Source organism: Xenorhabdus siamensis, from assembly GCF_037996745.1.
Classification (GTDB): Bacteria; Pseudomonadota; Gammaproteobacteria; order Enterobacterales; family Enterobacteriaceae; genus Xenorhabdus; species Xenorhabdus indica.
Genome location: NZ_JBBMXE010000015.1, coordinates 26,369 through 42,523, shown reverse-complemented (window position 1 = coordinate 42,523; position 16,155 = coordinate 26,369). Strand labels below are relative to the sequence as shown.

Sequence of the window (16,155 nt, the reverse complement as noted above, 5' to 3'; positions counted from 1 at the left end):
ATATGAAAACAACACTGTCAATTATTATTGCAGCTTTAATGCTTTCTGGCTGCGCGATGCAACGAATGAATGAAGTTAAGAAAGATGCCGAAGAAACAGAAAACAAAGCCTCTTCGTTGATACAAAAAATGGAAGATAATTATCCGGTAGTTCAGTTCCAGAACGGTCAGTATATCAACCCAACCCCACTGCCAAAGCCTAAATATGATGCTCCCCGACCGGTGGTTAATTGTCAGGTTATTTATAAGGCAGTCAGGCCACAGGATATTTTTCAGTTTAGCCAGGATATCAGTGAACAATGTCGTCTTCGTATCCGCGTCACTCCTGATGCTGCTTCATACCTCAACACTGGCGCTGAAAAGGGTTCAAAAACTCAGCGTTTGTCCTCTGTGCCGTCGCCTGTCATTAACAGCAACGAAATTAAGCCTCTGGCTATGTTTGGCGCTGAAGCTAACGGAAATGACCCCGTTTCAATTGCTGCCATTGCACGTACTATTACTGACGTTAGTTATTCAGGGACGCTGGGTGGCCTTCTTGATCTCGTTTCGGGTCGGCTAGGTATTTCATGGAAATACGACAACGGAAATGTAGTGTTCTATTACCTTGAAACGAAACGGTTTGATATACAGCCAGCCGATGCCAAATATGCACTTAAAGGTGCGGTGATAAGCGGTCTGTCCAATGCTACCGGCACTGATAGTAGCGGTAGTGGTGGTAGCTCCAGCACCGGAGTATCAGGCTCAGGCGGTTCTACCATGTCATCAACGGTGGAAATGGAGAACGCGCTTTATAAGGACCTGAAAGAAACCGTACAGAGTATGTTAACGCCTGGGGTTGGTCGTCTCAGTCTTAATGCAACAACCGGCACTTTGATGGTGACGGATGTACCGGATGTTGTCAGCCGTATCGGGGAATACCTTGAAGACGAAAATAATGCGCTAAGCCGCCAGGTAATCCTTAAAGTGGTTACCTACACAGTGAATACGGATGTAAGTGATATGGTCGGCATAGACTGGAGTCTGGTCTGGAAGTCTTTGAATGGGAAATACGGTATCTCACTGGCGAATACGAATAGCGGGATGTCCAGTGACGCTATTTCAGGGGGAGTTAACGTGCTCGATACGGCAACAGGTTACGCTGCTCAGTTTGCAGGTTCATCGTTCCTGCTCGATGCGCTCTCTAAACAGGCACAAGTATCTGATGTGAAGACCAGCACGATCATGACGACTAATATGGCGGCTGCACCTGTATTAGTTGGACAACAAACGACTTATCTTAAAGATGTGACTACAACGGCTTACGCGAAAGGTGATGCGACGGTTCCTTCTCAATCACTGATGCCTGGCAGTGTTACTACTGGCACAAATATCACGATCTTACCAAAGATACTGAAAGGCTCTGATCGCCTGATGCTTAATATGTTTATGGATATCTCCAGCCTTAAACAAATTCGCACAATAACGTCAGATACTCAAAAGATTGAGGCCCCGGATATTGATACCCGCTCACTACAACAGCGTGTATGGCTTAAACCAGGCCAAACATTAATTATGTCTGGCTTTGAGCAAAATATAAATAACTCAAACAGGCAAGGTATAGGTTCACCCCACAATATTTTATTGGGTGGGGCATTGTCCGGCGCGAAATCTAAACAAATTTTTGTAATTACGGTGACGCCATATGTACGCTAGACAGAAAATAAAAAGGAAAAACATTGACAGCGCTATAAAGGAAACCCCAATTCGCATTTTAACTATTAATCATTATCGTTTTGTTGTTGGTCTTGAATGGGAAACGATCAAGGCTCAACGAAATTTCATGAAAGAAGTGAAGAAAATAGGGAAAGCGCGTAATCTCGATGTTGTTGCTATTCGTGACGTTGACGCATCGCCACAGGCTGGTTTTGCCCCCAAAACCCGACAAAAATTGCGTGGTCATTACTCACTCATTGTTGCCTTAGCCTCCTTGCTAAAAGGTTGCTGTATTGCCGTAATCCAGTTAGGTCAAAATAAGAACAATGAGGAAGAATATACCCTGGTTGGTCGTACTGAGAAAGGTTCCATTCACCCTATTTCAGATACGATCCATACCGGAAAGGATATCAAGCAAGTTGTACTGGATTTGAAGCAGGAGCTTCGTGGAAATCAGCAAGATATTAGTATCCCTGTTTATGGTGATCCGGCGCTGTTTACTTGGATTACTGAGTCTCTGGATTTTAAAGCGCTATTAAAACCTCCTAATATGAGCAAGGATTTTCGGCTTAAGCCCCTGAGCTGGGGAATGACTAAAGGCCAGTTAATCGGTTTTACTGCTGCGTTGGTGATGTCGGGTGTGACTGTATTTTTTATTCTTCATTATTTTGATGAGCAGGACAGGATAAAAAGAGCTGCTGTTCAATCTATGCTATTGAAACAGCAGGAAATAAATAAAAAAGCAAGATATAAGGCTGCCTTGGATAAGATGAAGCATCCTTGGATAACATCTTCTTCAATACCTGTATTTTTGCAAGGTTGCGAAAAGGGATTAAGAAAACTACCTATCTCCATCGCAGGTTGGACGCTTGCAATGGTGAAATGTAGCCAAAAAGGAATGAGCGCTAATTTCAACAGGCCAGATAATTCTGCTGTGACGTCAGAAGAATTCGTTAAAGCTGTAAGAAAAATCTATGGTACAGAACCCGATTTTAATGTTACGCAAACCTCAATGTCGGCGTTGAGTATTGCGCATAAATTACATCCGAACGGTGATGATCCCATGCAAAACATGGGGCAGCAATTGCTAAAGGTTATCTCATTATTTCAGTCTGTGAATATATCGGCTTCTCTGACTGAGGTTTCGATTAAGGACATAACGAAAAATGAAGAAGGAGAGGATTTACCACTACAGGACTGGAAAGAATACACCTTCCATGTTGAAACCCATGTGCCACCTCAGCTTGTATTTAAAGGTGAGGATTACACTGGGATCAGGATTAACAGCATCATCTATGAAATCGGACAAGATCAGGGTTCAGTCATCTATAAAATATCGGGGTCAGTGTATGGCATACGTTAATAAGATTCTTGCTACTTTGTTGCTTATGACATTTGGTGCATGTGCAGAAACCGGGACGGTCTGGGATTTAGATAATCTTCAAAAACAGAGAGTTTTGTACGAAGCAAAAGCCGCACTCAATAGAGCTAAAGCTGATGCTGAAGGGCATGATTATGATTCAGGAATGTCCATGACTCCCGTTAACCCGTACTCAACATCCAATGGCGGGGGCATACAGACGTCAACCGCTGCCCTGTTTCCACAGTTGGTAAAAATTAACGGAAAGAAGGCTGTTATCAGCCTGTCTGAGGGTAACACAACGACTGTCAGTCCCGGTTACATGCTGCCGGGAGGAACCTGGCAGGTATTAAGCATAGGCTTAAGTGGCGTAAAGATAAAAAATATTTCCACACAACGCACACAGGTACTCAATTAAGGAGTGGCAAATGCAATACTCTGAACAAACCCATAGCTTAGTTAATATTTATCACGTCTTAGAGGGAATAAACCTGTCAGAAGAAGTTAAGAATAGTGTCAGACTTTTAAAAAATAATGAAGAAGATTCCTATCAGTTATTTGTGCTGGATAAACTGACGGGAAACCCTCTGCTTTTCGACTTAACAAAAAACTTGCGGAAAAAAAATTTCAGGCCAGCGATTAATTGGGTGACACGTGAAGAAATAGCAAAATTATCTGATGCATTTGATACAACCAGTACACCTTCACAGAAGAATGAGAGTGAAGCACAAAATACGGTTATCAGTATTATAAAGAAAGCTGTTGAACTGCGAGCGTCGGATATACATTTTCGTATCGATTCTTCTTACTTTCAGGTGGCGTTCAGAATTGACGGAATAAAACGAAATATCCCGCAATTTGAAGAGTCTGCGGAAAATGGAAAAAAGATTGTGCAGACGCTGTTCAATACGATGAGTACAGAACAGAGTATGGGGACTTTGAGCTATAACGAACCCTGTGATGCCCGAATAAAAGAAGAATTCGTGTCCGACTTCGGTTTGAGTACCGGCCGTTTTGCAAGCCGTCCGGGTAGTGCTGGAACGCTCTTGGCTGTTGTACGGCTGATTACGAAGCGTAAACAGCAATTAGAATTAGAGTCTTTAGGTCTGACCGTAAAGCAGTCCTCAGCTATCCGCCGGGTATTGTCGAAACCTTCTGGGGTGATTTTTTCGAGTGGGCCGACGGGACACGGAAAATCTACGCTTTCGCAGTGTATGGCCGAGAGTGTTACCCGCGATAATTCAGGTATAAACCTTGTCACTGTCGAAGACCCTATTGAGTCACCTATTCGTGGCGCGGTACAGACTCCCCTAATCATTGCTGATCGTAGTGATCGGCAGTTAATGGGGAAAGCATGGGGGCGAGCTATTTCAAACCTGATGCGTCTTGACCCGGATTTTATTTATATCGGTGAAGTGCGTGACAGCACTTCCGCAACCGGTGTGATTGAAGCGGCACAAACAGGTCATAACGTGATTACCACGATACACACCAGTCATCCAATAGATATTATTCAGCGCCTGCGCCGCTTTGGTGTAGAGCAGGATCTACTCACGGATGCAACATTAATAACCTGCTTGATTGGATTACGTCTAACCCCGTTGTTATGTCCAGCCTGTAAAAGGCCTTACTCAGAATATAAAGCAGAAATTGAGACAGAGTTGCGGGCGTTGATAGAGGAACATACCTATCAGGAAGCTATCTATCTTCGTAATGATAATGGCTGTGGCGAATGTGAGCATACGGGTATTAAAGGTCGTACTGGGGTATTTGAGGTCATAGAAACCGATTACAGATTCATGTCTCTGTATGAAAAGGAGGGGAAGTTTTCGGCATGGAAATACTGGCGTGAAAACGGGGGTGAGACATTATGTGAGAATATAACCAACCTGATTAATCAAGGTATGGTAGATCCCGTGATGGCGCATAAGAAAATTTGTAACCTAGATCGGGATGTCAAATTTAATGAATAATTTTGAGCGTTATATTTATCTTAAAACGTTCAGTGCCTCCGACCGAATAGAGATATATGATAACTTTAGGCAGTATCTATTGGATGGTGTGAGTGCGCAAGACACGTTTAATAAACTTATTGATAACTACACAAGGCGAGGAAAAAACCCAGGTAGTCCAATCGGAAAAATTCTCACAGAATGTAGTCAAAATTTAAAGGCCGGATTCTCTCTTTCCGAGTCATTGAAAGAGTGGATACCAGAACAGGAATTAAGCATCATCGAATCGTGTGATGTGGCAGGCAGAGTTGCAGACGGATTTTTAAATGCCATGTTCATTGCGGAAGGCTCAGACAAAATACTGCGCTCAATCAAATCATCATTAATGATAATGACATATATGTTTGCATTGTCTTTCAGTATTGTCATCATGTTCTGTGTGTTGCTTGTCCCTGTTCTTAAACAAAATATTCCGCTCGAAAAGTGGAACGTTCTTCAGTTGGGGGTCTGGTATTTTTACGTGGTAGTGACGGAGTACTGGTATGTGATACTTGGCTTCATCATATTGCTTATTTTCTCAGTATATAAATCACTGTCGTTATGGACGGGGAACCTGCGCTTCTTCTTTGACAGACTTCCTCCTTATTCAATTTACCGGCGTCTTCACGGAGCCACATTTATCCTTAATGTTAATGCCATGCTTTCCGCGGGCATACCGATGGAAACGGCAATCAACAACATGGTGGAAACGTGTAAATCGCCTTGGTTGTTGGAACGACTGGAATCCACGTTGAGGGCTATCGAAGCAGGTGAGAAAAATTTGGGTACAGCGCTGGATGCTACCGGTTACGAATTTCCCGGTGAAGATGCCATTATCAAAATGCAGAGTCTTTTTGAAACTGCTAATGAAGAAGGCTCTCTTAAACGCTTTGCCGGTAAATGGTTGGATAAGACGGTTAGTTCTGTAGAGAGAGCAGGGAACTTACTTAGAATATTAGGTTATTTTGGTTGTGCAAGTTCAATTACATTACTCATCTTAATTATGTCTGATTTAATTCAACAAGCATTTTTCCACTAAAAGTATTCAATGGATAACGGAGATAAAGAATACAGATATTAAAATTATGAATATGACGAAATTCCAAAACAACCCCTAGCCGTTTAGATTATTCTTGTACTCTATGCTATTTGTAAAAATTTAAACTTATTTTTTTAAGGATATATTTTGAAGAACATGAAACGTGGTATAGCTAACATTACTGATTCCGTTGTATCAATCGGCATTACTCTGGTTATTATTGCGGTGGTAATGGCGCTGTCTTATGTGGGATACACTAAATTTTATGCTGCAAATGAAGTGACATTAATCAGCAACCTGATCAACGAAACTAAAAATATGCGGGCAAGCAGTGGTTATGGAACATCCGATTATAACCAGGCTTTAATTAATGCCGGTGCATTACCCAGCAGCGTTTCATTTTCGGGAAACACTATCAACAATCGTTCAGGTGGGGAGATTATTGTAAAAGGTGCAGGTGTCGGCTTTTCTATTACTGATACCATGTTATCCAATAAGGATTGTATCAATCTGGCACAGAAGTTAGGGACTTCTGAAATGGCATCAACAAAAATTAACTCTCAGTCTTTCACGGGTGAAGTCACCGCTGTAATGGCTACTTCCGCCTGTACAACTGATAGCAATAGCGTCACATTTACAACCAAATCATAACGTAAACATAATAATTCATGCCCGGATAACAGGGCATGAATTCAGGTTGAAAAATGAATACATTAAGAGAGCTTAGTTTTATTGATTTATATATTGGTGATGGGTTTGCCGAGGTTAAAGGGCTGCAAGGAGTTGCCGCATTTTTGGTAGATTTACCTGAAGTCTACCGGAAAGATGCCGATTCACTTAAAAATAAATGCAACGAAATTTATATCAGCACTCATAAGACCGAATTTTCCATACAATATGACACCCGACTTTATCGGATTACTGTTATTTGCAATATATTTGATGGCGTAAGTTTTGTTATTCGTCAAACTCCCGCAAGTAACGTCCAATTCAGTGATATTCCCTTTACCACGCATCTAAGACGTTCTGTAGCATATTCTGGGGCAACCGGCCTTTGCTTGATCGCTGGCGAAATGTGCTGTGGGAAAACGACGACTGCTGCCTCAGTTCTTCGCCATAGAATTGAAACCACAGCGAGTTTTGGCGTTTCTATAGAAGATCCCATAGAAACGTTACTGAATGGGAGACATGGGGAGGGGCGTTGTATGCAACTTGAAGTAGGGCAGGATGAAACCTACTCATCAGCAACCAAAAAAGCGTGGCGAACGGGCGCTTCATGTTTACTGCTAGGTGAGATACGTGACGGTCAAACGGCACACGAAGTTTTAAAGGCTTCTCTCACGATGTTTGTTGTATCGACCATACACGCCTCGTCGGTGTTTGAGGCCATAGAACGCTATGTGATGTTCTGTGAAGAGGTCAACCCAAACGCGGGACAACATATTGCAAATACTCTCTATATTATCGCACATCAGAAAATGACGCCGATATTAAGAGAAGGAGTTATCATTGGGCGTGATATTGATATCAACGCCTATAACTTGGTTAATTGCACTCAAAATCAGGCGATAAAATCAAAAATAATGCAAGGAAATTATAAAGCGCTTGCAGATGAATTTAATGCTATTGCCTATACCCTTTAAGGAAATATGACCATGAAAAAAGGTGTCGCACAGATCAGCGATGCAGTGATTGCTGTTGGACTTTTTCTTATTGTACTGGCAGTAATTATCATTCCACTGAGTAGCTGGATGATTGATCAGACTAGAGCCACTGTGGCAGCAACCCATGCTAAGCGAGTACAGCAAGCCGTAACTATTTATATTAAAGACAACCATGATACGATTGCTGCCACAGCTACAGCTACGACACCTTATATTTTTGGTGTACCGGAGTTGATTTCTGCCGGTTACTTGCCATCGGGATTTTCTGCACAAAATGGGTTTTCTGCGACATACCAGACGCGCGTATTTGAACCGATAACCCATAAATTAAACTCTATGACTTTTCTTAATGGGGGCGTAAAGCTATCAAAAAATTTAGCCAGAAAAATCGCCATTGGCATCGGTGCTGATGGTGGGATCATTGATGGCAACGTGGCACAAGGGGCGTTAGGAAGCTGGACTATGAACTTATCCTCTTTTGGTGGGTATAACCCCGGTGATGGGAGCGTAGTTATCGCTGGATTTTACGAGAATGGCGTCAACATTAGTGATTATCTTTACCGTAAAGCAGTTCCTGGCCATCCAGAACTGAATACTATGAGTACATCGCTCAATATGGGCGGTAATAACATCACAAATATCGCAACAACAACTACGACCACGCTTAATTCCACTAATACGAACGCAACGACTGTCACCGCAACAACTGTTAATTCTGAGACTACCCGTACTACGGGAGAAACTGTTACTGGAGGATGGTTTAGAACAACGGGTGATACGGGTTGGTATAGTGAGAAATGGGGAGGTGGGTTGTACATGAGTGACAACACCTGGATACGTGCCTATCAGGATAAGTCAATATACACAGGCGGTCAGGTTCAGGCGGGGACAATCCAATCCAATGGGCGTATGACGGCAAATGAATTTTTGCAAATAAATGGTATAGCTACCGCTGGGGCGGCTTGCTCACCAAACGGATTGCTGGGGCGTGATGCAGCCGGAGCAACGCTTTTCTGCCAGTCTGGGAGATGGACAAAAACAGAAGCAACCCTAAGACAAAACCGATGTACGAAAATGGGGAACTGGGGCGGGCGTGATTTTAATGAATATCGTTGTCCTGTTGGTTGGTATGCTGCGGGTCTTCAGTTTGTAGGTCATCAGGGCAGGGAATCTGCTTATGTCATCACTTGTTGTCGTTGATATAAGTATCAATATATTGTCTTGTGACAATCATCTATAAAAGACTAAGGAGGCCTAAATGAAATCATGGTTAATTGTGATTCTTTGTATGTTGTTTATTGTTTTCTACCAAAATTTATTTGGAGGAAGAGAGGAATACAATGAAACCTTAAAGCTAAATAAGGCTTCGTTGTTCCTTAGTTATACTTCTGCGTTTGACGCCTATTATGTAGCAAATGGGGGGGCTAATGGCGATGTGACAAACTCTGTCTCGTTACCTTCATGGCTGCCTGTTGATAGTTCAATAAGAATGTACATTAGCTCAGGAACCGGTTATATCTTTATGCCATCAACAAGCGGTGTATTGTCCGAAATAATGAGAAGAACTGATTATAGTGCATGGGTGGGGTTCTCAGACGATACATCAATTACAACATTATCCGGGAAACTAAATAAGCCATCATTTATTCCTACAAACTATATTGTTTATGTGAGATAAATATGATTTTATACATGGCACTTATGTGTGTGTTTTCGTATATACTTTCACTCATTTTTCCTATTATCTATCTGAGGATAAAGAAAAACACACTGCAACAATATAAAGAATTGAAAGAAGAAAATGACAATGTTGGAATTTTTCCACTTATTTCTATGTTGATGTTTCTATTGCCAGTATTAATTTATTTTCTGTCAAATGACATACTGCTTTCGGTGTATGATATCTTTATATATCTATTATTGGGGCTTTCTGTTTATTCATTACACTTGGAAGATGTGTCTTCTTCACTATACGCCTCTGTGTTATTTGTTGCCCCTGCATTATTTCTAAGTGCTTATGGTTATATTATTAAGAGAGAAAAGTGGATCGCCTCTGGCGATTACTATTTATTCCCATCAATTGGTATGATGATATTACCAGAGTATGCAACGGGAATGATGCTGTTAGTATTATTGTTTACCTTGCTTTTAACTCGTTGGCTTCAAAAAGTTCCTCTTATAACGGTTGTGTACTTCATCTTTTCAGGATATCAAATATGCAATTTATCCGAATTGTTGTAGTTTCTTTTTTTTTAATACCACTTTTCAGTTTTGCAACGCCAAAATCCTCATTCAACAATTATAAAAGTTGTTTTAATTTGGCCGCTGAAAAATTCCTAATTGACCACCGCCTACTTATTGCTATCGCTGAGGTGGAGAGTAATATGAATCCGGGGGCTATTGGATACAATAAAGAAAATGATAAAATAATCAGCGAGGATGTCGGGTTAATGCAAATTAATTCCTCATGGTTTCCTAAGCTAGAGAGTATGGGGATTACCCGTAGAATGTTACTGGAAAATCCTTGTCAAAATATACATGTAGGAGCGTGGATACTTGCCAGTAATATTTCAGCAAACGGGATTAATTGGGAATCAGTCGGCGCATATAACTCTGGATTCAAAAATGCTAATGCTCCACTTCGAATGAAATATGCTAAAAAAGTTTATGCGCGATATTTGATTTTGACTGGCAGCCATTAGGTATTCAAAGTGTGTTATGCAATAATAGAGAATAAATTATATTCTTGGAGTGGAGATTTAATAAAACCATTGTTCTTAATTAAAAAAATAAATATCATTAATATTTAAGAAAAAAGATAAAAATAAAAAATTCCCATATTGAAATACTCATTTCATGCATCTAAATAACATATATAAACTATTATTTTATTATTCTCTGTGTTCTGGGTTTTTATGGCATAAGAACCCTATAAATTTTAATTAATTAAATATAGTCTGTGCCTATCTGCAATCAAAAGGATAAAAGTGATGAAAAGAAAAACAATTTACGCAGTATTCCTATTATTCTGTTCTTTATATACAACGACAGCTTTAGCCGACGACCCATGCAAAGTGACTTTATGCCTGTGGGGAAAGATGAAGGGTTCATCGAGTAATGAGTGCAGTAAGCCGGAAAGAGACTTTTTTAATATCGTGAAGAAAAAACGTGGCTCATTTCTTCCTAACCATACTTTTGATGCCAGGAAAAATTTTTTACATAAGGAATGCCCCGATGCCTACGATGTAAGTCAGTACATTGAAAAGGTTTTGAGAAAATATGGCAGGGTGAAATTGTGATTATAAAAGTTCCTGACGCGCCTTATGGATTGTTCAAGCTTTCACACATAAATTAAAAGGGAAATATAAAATGCGTTTATTTATCGCAGAAAAACCAAATTTGGCACAGGTCATTGCTCAGGCTTTGGGTAATTATGAACACAAAGAGGGCTATATTAAGTGTGGTGATGATGTTGTCTCTTATTGTGTCGGACATTTACTTAAAATAGCTCCACCGGAAGAATATAACTCAGCCTATAAAGAATGGCGGCGGGAAACATTGCCAATGAAGCTGCGTCCGGTGAAACAAGTTATTCATGACAAAACGGCTGATCAGTTTGCGGTACTTGCTCGGTTAATTTCTCAGGCTGATGAAATTGTCCATGCTGGAGATCCGGATGAAGAAGGGCAGCTTATTGTCGATGAAGTATTGCAGTATTGCTGCAATACCTCGCCAGTTAAGCGGCTGCTCATTAATGACCTGAATCTGGAAACGGCACGTAAGGCACTGCGTAATATGCGTGATAACGACGATTTTACTGGACTTTATAAAAGGGCTTACGCACGGAATGTAGCTGATTATTTGTACGGCATCCAGGTTACACGCGCTTATACGATTGCAGGAAGAGAAAAGGGGCATAACGAGATTATTTCTGTTGGCCGGGTACAGACCCCTATTCTGGGGATGATTGTCCGGCGATATATAGCCAATCAGAATCACAAAGAATCTTGGTACTGGCAAGTTCAGGCGACAATCACCGGTACAAACATGACTATTCCGGCACCTTTGGTCGTACCGGAGGATGCCCCCGTGGATGATAAAGGGCGTATTATTCAGGAAGGTTACGCGCAGGAATTAGTAGAATTGTGCCGAGGCAAAAATGCCACTGTTATCAGCACGAAAGTGGAAGATAAGACCAAAGCAGCTCCGTTGCCATTTGCACTTCTTGATCTCCAGGCAAAAATGAGCCGTCTGTATGACTTTAGCCCTGAAAAAACGCTGAAAATCACTCAGGATTTACGCGAAAAGTACAAAGCAATCACATACAACCGCTCTGATTGCCGCTATTTGTCTACAGAGCAATTTGTAGAAGCTCCCCAAACGCTCAGTGCAATATCTGGTACGTTCCCGGAGTTATCAAAATTCTTTGAACAGACTGACAGTGCGAAGAAAGGTCGTGCCTTTAATGACAGCAAAATAACAGCACATACGGCCATTATCCCGACAGCCAAACAGATCGATGTTAATTCTTTAACTGGTGATGAGCAAAAGGTCTACAGGGCGATTGTCGAGCAGTATCTTGCTCAGTTCCTGCCTGAAAAGGGCTTTAAATCGGCGCTGGCTGAATTTGACATTGCAGGGAATCAATTCAGGAAGAGAGCCATTCGTAACACTGTGCCTGGCTGGTCAGTACTTCTCACTGATAAAAATGAAAGCGAAGAACAGGACAACGGAGGTGTTTTTGATGAGCTAGCTAAACTCAACGAGGGTGATGTTCTTAAATGTGCAGGTGTTGATAGTAAGCGAGAGAAAACAACCCCTCCGCCTCTTTATACCATCGCTTCTCTGCTCGAAGATCTACGGCGCGTAGCTCGATATGTTGAAGACCTGCGGATTAAGCAGCTCCTGTTAGACAGGGATGGAGGAAAGGACGATCAGGAACAAGGTGGCATAGGAACACCGGCTACACGGGGAGCTATCTTAATTCTCTTACAGGAGCGAGGCTTTTTTTTCATTGATAAAAAGAAGGTGATACCGAGTCCATTAGGCTTGTCGTTTATTCAGGCTTTGCCGCCAATCATGACCACGCCGGACATGACAGCTCTGTGGCACGAACAGCAAAAAATGATAGAAACAGGTGAACTCGAAGTGGACAACTTCTTGGATGAACTGGAAAAGTTCGTAGCTTTCCAAGTAGAAAATGTAGACGTCTCCGGCCTGAAAGTAACGGTGTACCCTTGTGATTGTAGTGGACGTTATGTACGCCGCAAAAGCGAGAACGGTGCTTTCTGGGGATGCAATAACTATCCTGAATGTCGCAATGCTGTACCAGATCGCAATGGCCAACCAGATTTTACCGCTCAGAATTTTGAGGCCAAGTGCCCTAAATGTAGCTCAAAAATGGAATTAAACTCGAGAGCCTGCAACTGTAGCAATGAAAACTGCAAATACGTTGTGTGGGGAACTCAATTTAATAAAGCACTCACTGTTACTCAAATTTCTGACCTTTTGAACAAAGGAAAAACGAGAGAAATAAAAGGGTTTAAGACTAAGGCGGGTAAGAAATTTGACGCTACTTTACAGCTTGGAAAAGATGGTTCAATCACCCCTGTATTCAATAATAAGAGGAAATAAAATGGCGTCTCGCGGTATAAATAAAGCCATTCTTGTTGGTAAATTAGGCGCAGATCCAGAAGTTAAATATATGCCTAATGGTGGGGCGGTTGCTAACATCACGCTGGCTACTTCGGAGTCTTGGCGTGATAAGCAAACAGGTGAAACAAAAGAGAAAACGGAATGGCACCGGGTTGTGCTCTTCGGAAAGCTGGCAGAAATTGCGGGAGAGTACCTCCATAAAGGCTCGCAGATCTATATTGAAGGGGCTTTGCAGACGCGGAAATGGCAAGACCAGCAAAGCGGAGTGGAGCGCTATACAACGGAAATAGTGGTAAATGTCGGTGGGACGATGCAAATGCTTGGTGTCCGTCAGGGGGGAGATTCAAGTGCTTCGGCTGGAGGGAAGGGTGTGCAGTCACAACAATCAGATGATATACCGTTCTAGAGTTCATCTTAGACATCTTTTGCCACCCACCAGAACGTCGGCAAAATGTTGTAGATGGTCGCTTCTATGTCCTGAATTTGGTTAAATGTTTATAAAAGATACTACGGTAATATTTAGAAATGTAACATGGTTCGAGAGCAAAAGCCGCCTAGTCAAAGACATTGTTATGCACTTTCCACCGCATTAGACGTTTGTTGATGTATTTGGAGGAAGTGATGCAGTCTAATATACGGTTATCACTGGTTTTTATGCGCGCAGCGCATGGAAGGCGGCTCACAGAAGCAACCGAGGACACTGGAGTTGAACCGCCGATACAAAGAGGGGACTTTCGCAGGGAGCAGTGACAACAGCCCGCCTGGGGGTTTAGGCGGGCGTTACCCTACACCCTGCTAAGCCGTGAGCGAAGCGAACCAATCGCACGGATATTATAGCGGCTCAGGAGTTTGATGGTCGGAGACAAAAATAATATGTTGTTATCGTTGGTAGGTAATTAGTATGAGGAAATGAAGAAGAAAAAAATTAGCAGGTAAAAAACCTGCTAATTTGGGGGGATCAATTGGATGGCGTACTTTGTGTTGCTGATTTATATTGTTCTTTTGCCTGTGGTGATAAAGCTGAAAGCCCTCTTCTCTCCTTTTTTTCTTGAGCAAAAATAATTTGATTAAGTTCATCAATTCTATAATTTGCTCCGGTATATACACCGTATATAGCAACTCCTGAGAAGATGGTTATCAAGACTATTGTCGTAGCAAGAATAAATGATAAGCGGCGTCCTTTGGGGTCGGTTAAATCAAAACTATTAATTTTATGCTGTAAAGATTTGACCTTTTCATCTATATCAGAAAAGGTTTTAGCAGCATGTTTATCGAGGCAGTTTTTAACTGCTGTGTCAATATCTTTAATTACTGATTCTTTTTTTGTATCGATACCTTTTGCCAGTAAAGATGCGGTATTCTCCGCATCTTCTACGGCTTTTGCTACAAGATTAAGTGACCCACTTATGGCTTTATCGATATCTTCTGGTAAATTTTTTATCTTGTCGTGGACAATACCTAGATCACCCAGAAGTTCAATTATTAATGCGTCACGAGCTGTTCTGGGGATTCTTTCTTCATCTTGCATATAGTTCCTCAAAATAGATTAATGTAAACATCATCAAGATTACGCTTCACGCCTTTAGCTAGTGATTTTAATCCAAACATATCAGCCCAAGTATTACGTTCTTTAGTGCTTGCATCCTTATTATTTTTCAACAGAGATTTATAGTCAGTTGTATCAGAAAGTAAAGCGTCAACCGTTAAACCTTTAATTGATAGCGCATCAAATAATTCATTTTCGAAAATTGCACACTCTTTATTTAGTGTGAAGCTTTTTTCTTTTTTATGACGAGCTAAAATGAACGGAAATTCTTCATCAACATCACAATCAACTCTATTGAATACTATTTTTATTTTTTCTTGCGGAATGCCGATACTTGCGAGTGTATCCAACATTAATATTGTCTCTTTTTGCTCTTTAGTGCCAGATGTGACAGGAATGACAAAAAAATCGAACTCTTCATGGGAATCATCGAATTTGATCATGTTATTCATGAAGTCTTCGATGTTTGATGCACCAACATCAATGATAGCATCATCTTCAAGCATTATTTTTTTGAACAGATCACGGAATTTATTTCCGTTCATCTTTTCAACGTCAACTCCTAATCCTTCTGCTGTTTCATTGATTGATTCAATGGCAAAGATTGGCGCATTATTCATTCTTGGTGACAGTAAATGTGCAGCAACGGTAGTTTTGCCAACAGTTCCTGTATAGTTAAGAATTGCTACTTTCATTTTTATCTCCTAGTGAGTCTCTGAGTTCTTCTAAGTCAATGGGTTGGTTTCTCAGCCTTTTTAAATCAGCAGGGTTTTGTACTGACTTTCGTACTGCTTCTACTGTCGGAACTACCATCGATTCGGCTTTGTTAACTGATTTCTTGGATCTTGTTTCATGAGCCACCAATTTACTTTCATCTACGCAGTATTTCTTTATATAACGTGTGAACTGTGGATAGCTCATTTTAAGTTCAGGGTATGATTCAAAAATCATCTTAATAGTTTCACCGAGAGTTAGACGCTTTTTTATTTCGTCCAGTAACGGCAAAAATTGACTTCTCCCCTGTCTAGGATTTGTACGCCAGTCTGACATGATTTACCCCATGTGTTGAGAATGGCTCCATTGTAGATGGTTACTGCTTTCTGATGCAACTCAATGCAAATCAGTGCAATATCCATCCTTTTATAATGCAATTTAATGAAATTTAGTGCAATAGTCAAGCTTATTTGTGAAATTTAATGCAATATAATG

16 protein-coding genes and 1 pseudogene are annotated in these 16,155 nt (G+C 41.1%); 14 read left to right on the top strand and 3 right to left on the bottom strand.

Features of this window, described 5'->3' with window-relative positions:
- The first annotated feature begins 2 nt into the window (after nucleotides 1–2).
- From pilN to ssb, 14 genes and pseudogenes are all read left to right on the top strand, one after another.
- A complete protein-coding gene (gene pilN / locus AAC852_RS16175; protein WP_340621883.1) occupies nucleotides 3–1,691 on the top strand; it encodes a PilN family type IVB pilus formation outer membrane protein in 1,689 nt (562 codons plus the stop codon).
- Complete coding sequence (pilO2, locus tag AAC852_RS16170; RefSeq protein WP_340621882.1) at nucleotides 1,681–3,054, top strand: type 4b pilus protein PilO2; 1,374 nt, start codon at nucleotides 1,681–1,683, stop codon at nucleotides 3,052–3,054. The genes pilN and pilO2 overlap by 11 nt, the downstream gene beginning before the upstream one ends.
- Nucleotides 3,041–3,469 carry a type IV pilus biogenesis protein PilP gene (pilP, locus tag AAC852_RS16165; protein ID WP_340621881.1) on the top strand — a complete coding sequence of 143 codons (429 nt, stop codon included), beginning with the start codon at nucleotides 3,041–3,043 and terminating at the stop codon, nucleotides 3,467–3,469. The genes pilO2 and pilP overlap by 14 nt, the downstream gene beginning before the upstream one ends.
- 10 nt (nucleotides 3,470–3,479) lie before the next feature.
- The gene (locus AAC852_RS16160) at nucleotides 3,480–5,024 is read left to right on the top strand and encodes a GspE/PulE family protein (RefSeq protein WP_340621880.1); all 1,545 of its coding nucleotides are present in this window, start codon (nucleotides 3,480–3,482) and stop codon (nucleotides 5,022–5,024) included.
- Entirely contained in the window at nucleotides 5,017–6,081 is a 1,065-nt protein-coding gene (locus AAC852_RS16155) for a type II secretion system F family protein (protein ID WP_340621879.1), read from the top strand. The genes AAC852_RS16160 and AAC852_RS16155 overlap by 8 nt, the downstream gene beginning before the upstream one ends.
- 156 nt (nucleotides 6,082–6,237) lie before the next feature.
- Complete coding sequence (locus tag AAC852_RS16150) at nucleotides 6,238–6,732, top strand: type 4 pilus major pilin (RefSeq protein ID WP_340621928.1); 495 nt, start codon at nucleotides 6,238–6,240, stop codon at nucleotides 6,730–6,732.
- Nucleotides 6,733–6,785: 53 nt separating this feature from the next.
- Complete coding sequence (locus AAC852_RS16145) at nucleotides 6,786–7,724, top strand: ATPase, T2SS/T4P/T4SS family (RefSeq protein WP_340621878.1); 939 nt, start codon at nucleotides 6,786–6,788, stop codon at nucleotides 7,722–7,724.
- A gap of 12 nt (nucleotides 7,725–7,736) precedes the next feature.
- Nucleotides 7,737–8,945, top strand: a complete 1,209-nt coding sequence (gene pilV, locus AAC852_RS16140; RefSeq protein WP_340621877.1) for a shufflon system plasmid conjugative transfer pilus tip adhesin PilV — start codon at nucleotides 7,737–7,739, stop codon at nucleotides 8,943–8,945.
- A gap of 58 nt (nucleotides 8,946–9,003) precedes the next feature.
- A complete protein-coding gene (gene pilM, locus AAC852_RS16135; protein ID WP_340621876.1) occupies nucleotides 9,004–9,423 on the top strand; it encodes a type IV pilus biogenesis protein PilM in 420 nt (139 codons plus the stop codon).
- A gap of 2 nt (nucleotides 9,424–9,425) precedes the next feature.
- Nucleotides 9,426–9,986, top strand: a complete 561-nt coding sequence (locus AAC852_RS16130; RefSeq protein ID WP_340621875.1) for a hypothetical protein — start codon at nucleotides 9,426–9,428, stop codon at nucleotides 9,984–9,986.
- Nucleotides 9,962–10,447 (top strand): lytic transglycosylase domain-containing protein, encoded by a 486-nt coding sequence (locus tag AAC852_RS16125; RefSeq protein ID WP_340621874.1) that lies wholly within the window; start codon nucleotides 9,962–9,964, stop codon nucleotides 10,445–10,447. The genes AAC852_RS16130 and AAC852_RS16125 overlap by 25 nt, the downstream gene beginning before the upstream one ends.
- A 288-nt stretch (nucleotides 10,448–10,735) precedes the next feature.
- Nucleotides 10,736–11,044, top strand: a complete 309-nt coding sequence (locus tag AAC852_RS16120; protein WP_340621873.1) for a TrbM/KikA/MpfK family conjugal transfer protein — start codon at nucleotides 10,736–10,738, stop codon at nucleotides 11,042–11,044.
- Between the two features lie 70 nt (nucleotides 11,045–11,114).
- Nucleotides 11,115–13,379: a type IA DNA topoisomerase gene (locus tag AAC852_RS16115; RefSeq protein WP_340621872.1), complete on the top strand. Its 2,265-nt coding sequence runs from the start codon at nucleotides 11,115–11,117 to the stop codon at nucleotides 13,377–13,379.
- 1 nt (nucleotide 13,380) lies between these two features.
- Nucleotides 13,381–13,776 (top strand): annotated as a pseudogene (gene ssb, locus AAC852_RS16110) (single-stranded DNA-binding protein); the annotation flags it as partial.
- A gap of 582 nt (nucleotides 13,777–14,358) precedes the next feature.
- Here ssb and AAC852_RS16105 read toward each other — a convergent pair.
- From AAC852_RS16105 to AAC852_RS16095, 3 genes are read right to left on the bottom strand one after another with little or no spacing between them, the layout of a single operon-like run.
- A complete protein-coding gene (locus tag AAC852_RS16105) occupies nucleotides 14,359–14,928 on the bottom strand; it encodes a hypothetical protein (protein ID WP_340621871.1) in 570 nt (189 codons plus the stop codon).
- Nucleotides 14,929–14,936: 8 nt separating this feature from the next.
- Nucleotides 14,937–15,641 (bottom strand): StbB family protein, encoded by a 705-nt coding sequence (stbB, locus tag AAC852_RS16100; protein WP_340621870.1) that lies wholly within the window; start codon nucleotides 15,639–15,641, stop codon nucleotides 14,937–14,939.
- Complete coding sequence (locus AAC852_RS16095; protein WP_340621869.1) at nucleotides 15,622–15,996, bottom strand: hypothetical protein; 375 nt, start codon at nucleotides 15,994–15,996, stop codon at nucleotides 15,622–15,624. The genes stbB and AAC852_RS16095 overlap by 20 nt, the downstream gene beginning before the upstream one ends.
- Nucleotides 15,997–16,155 lie beyond the last annotated feature (159 nt).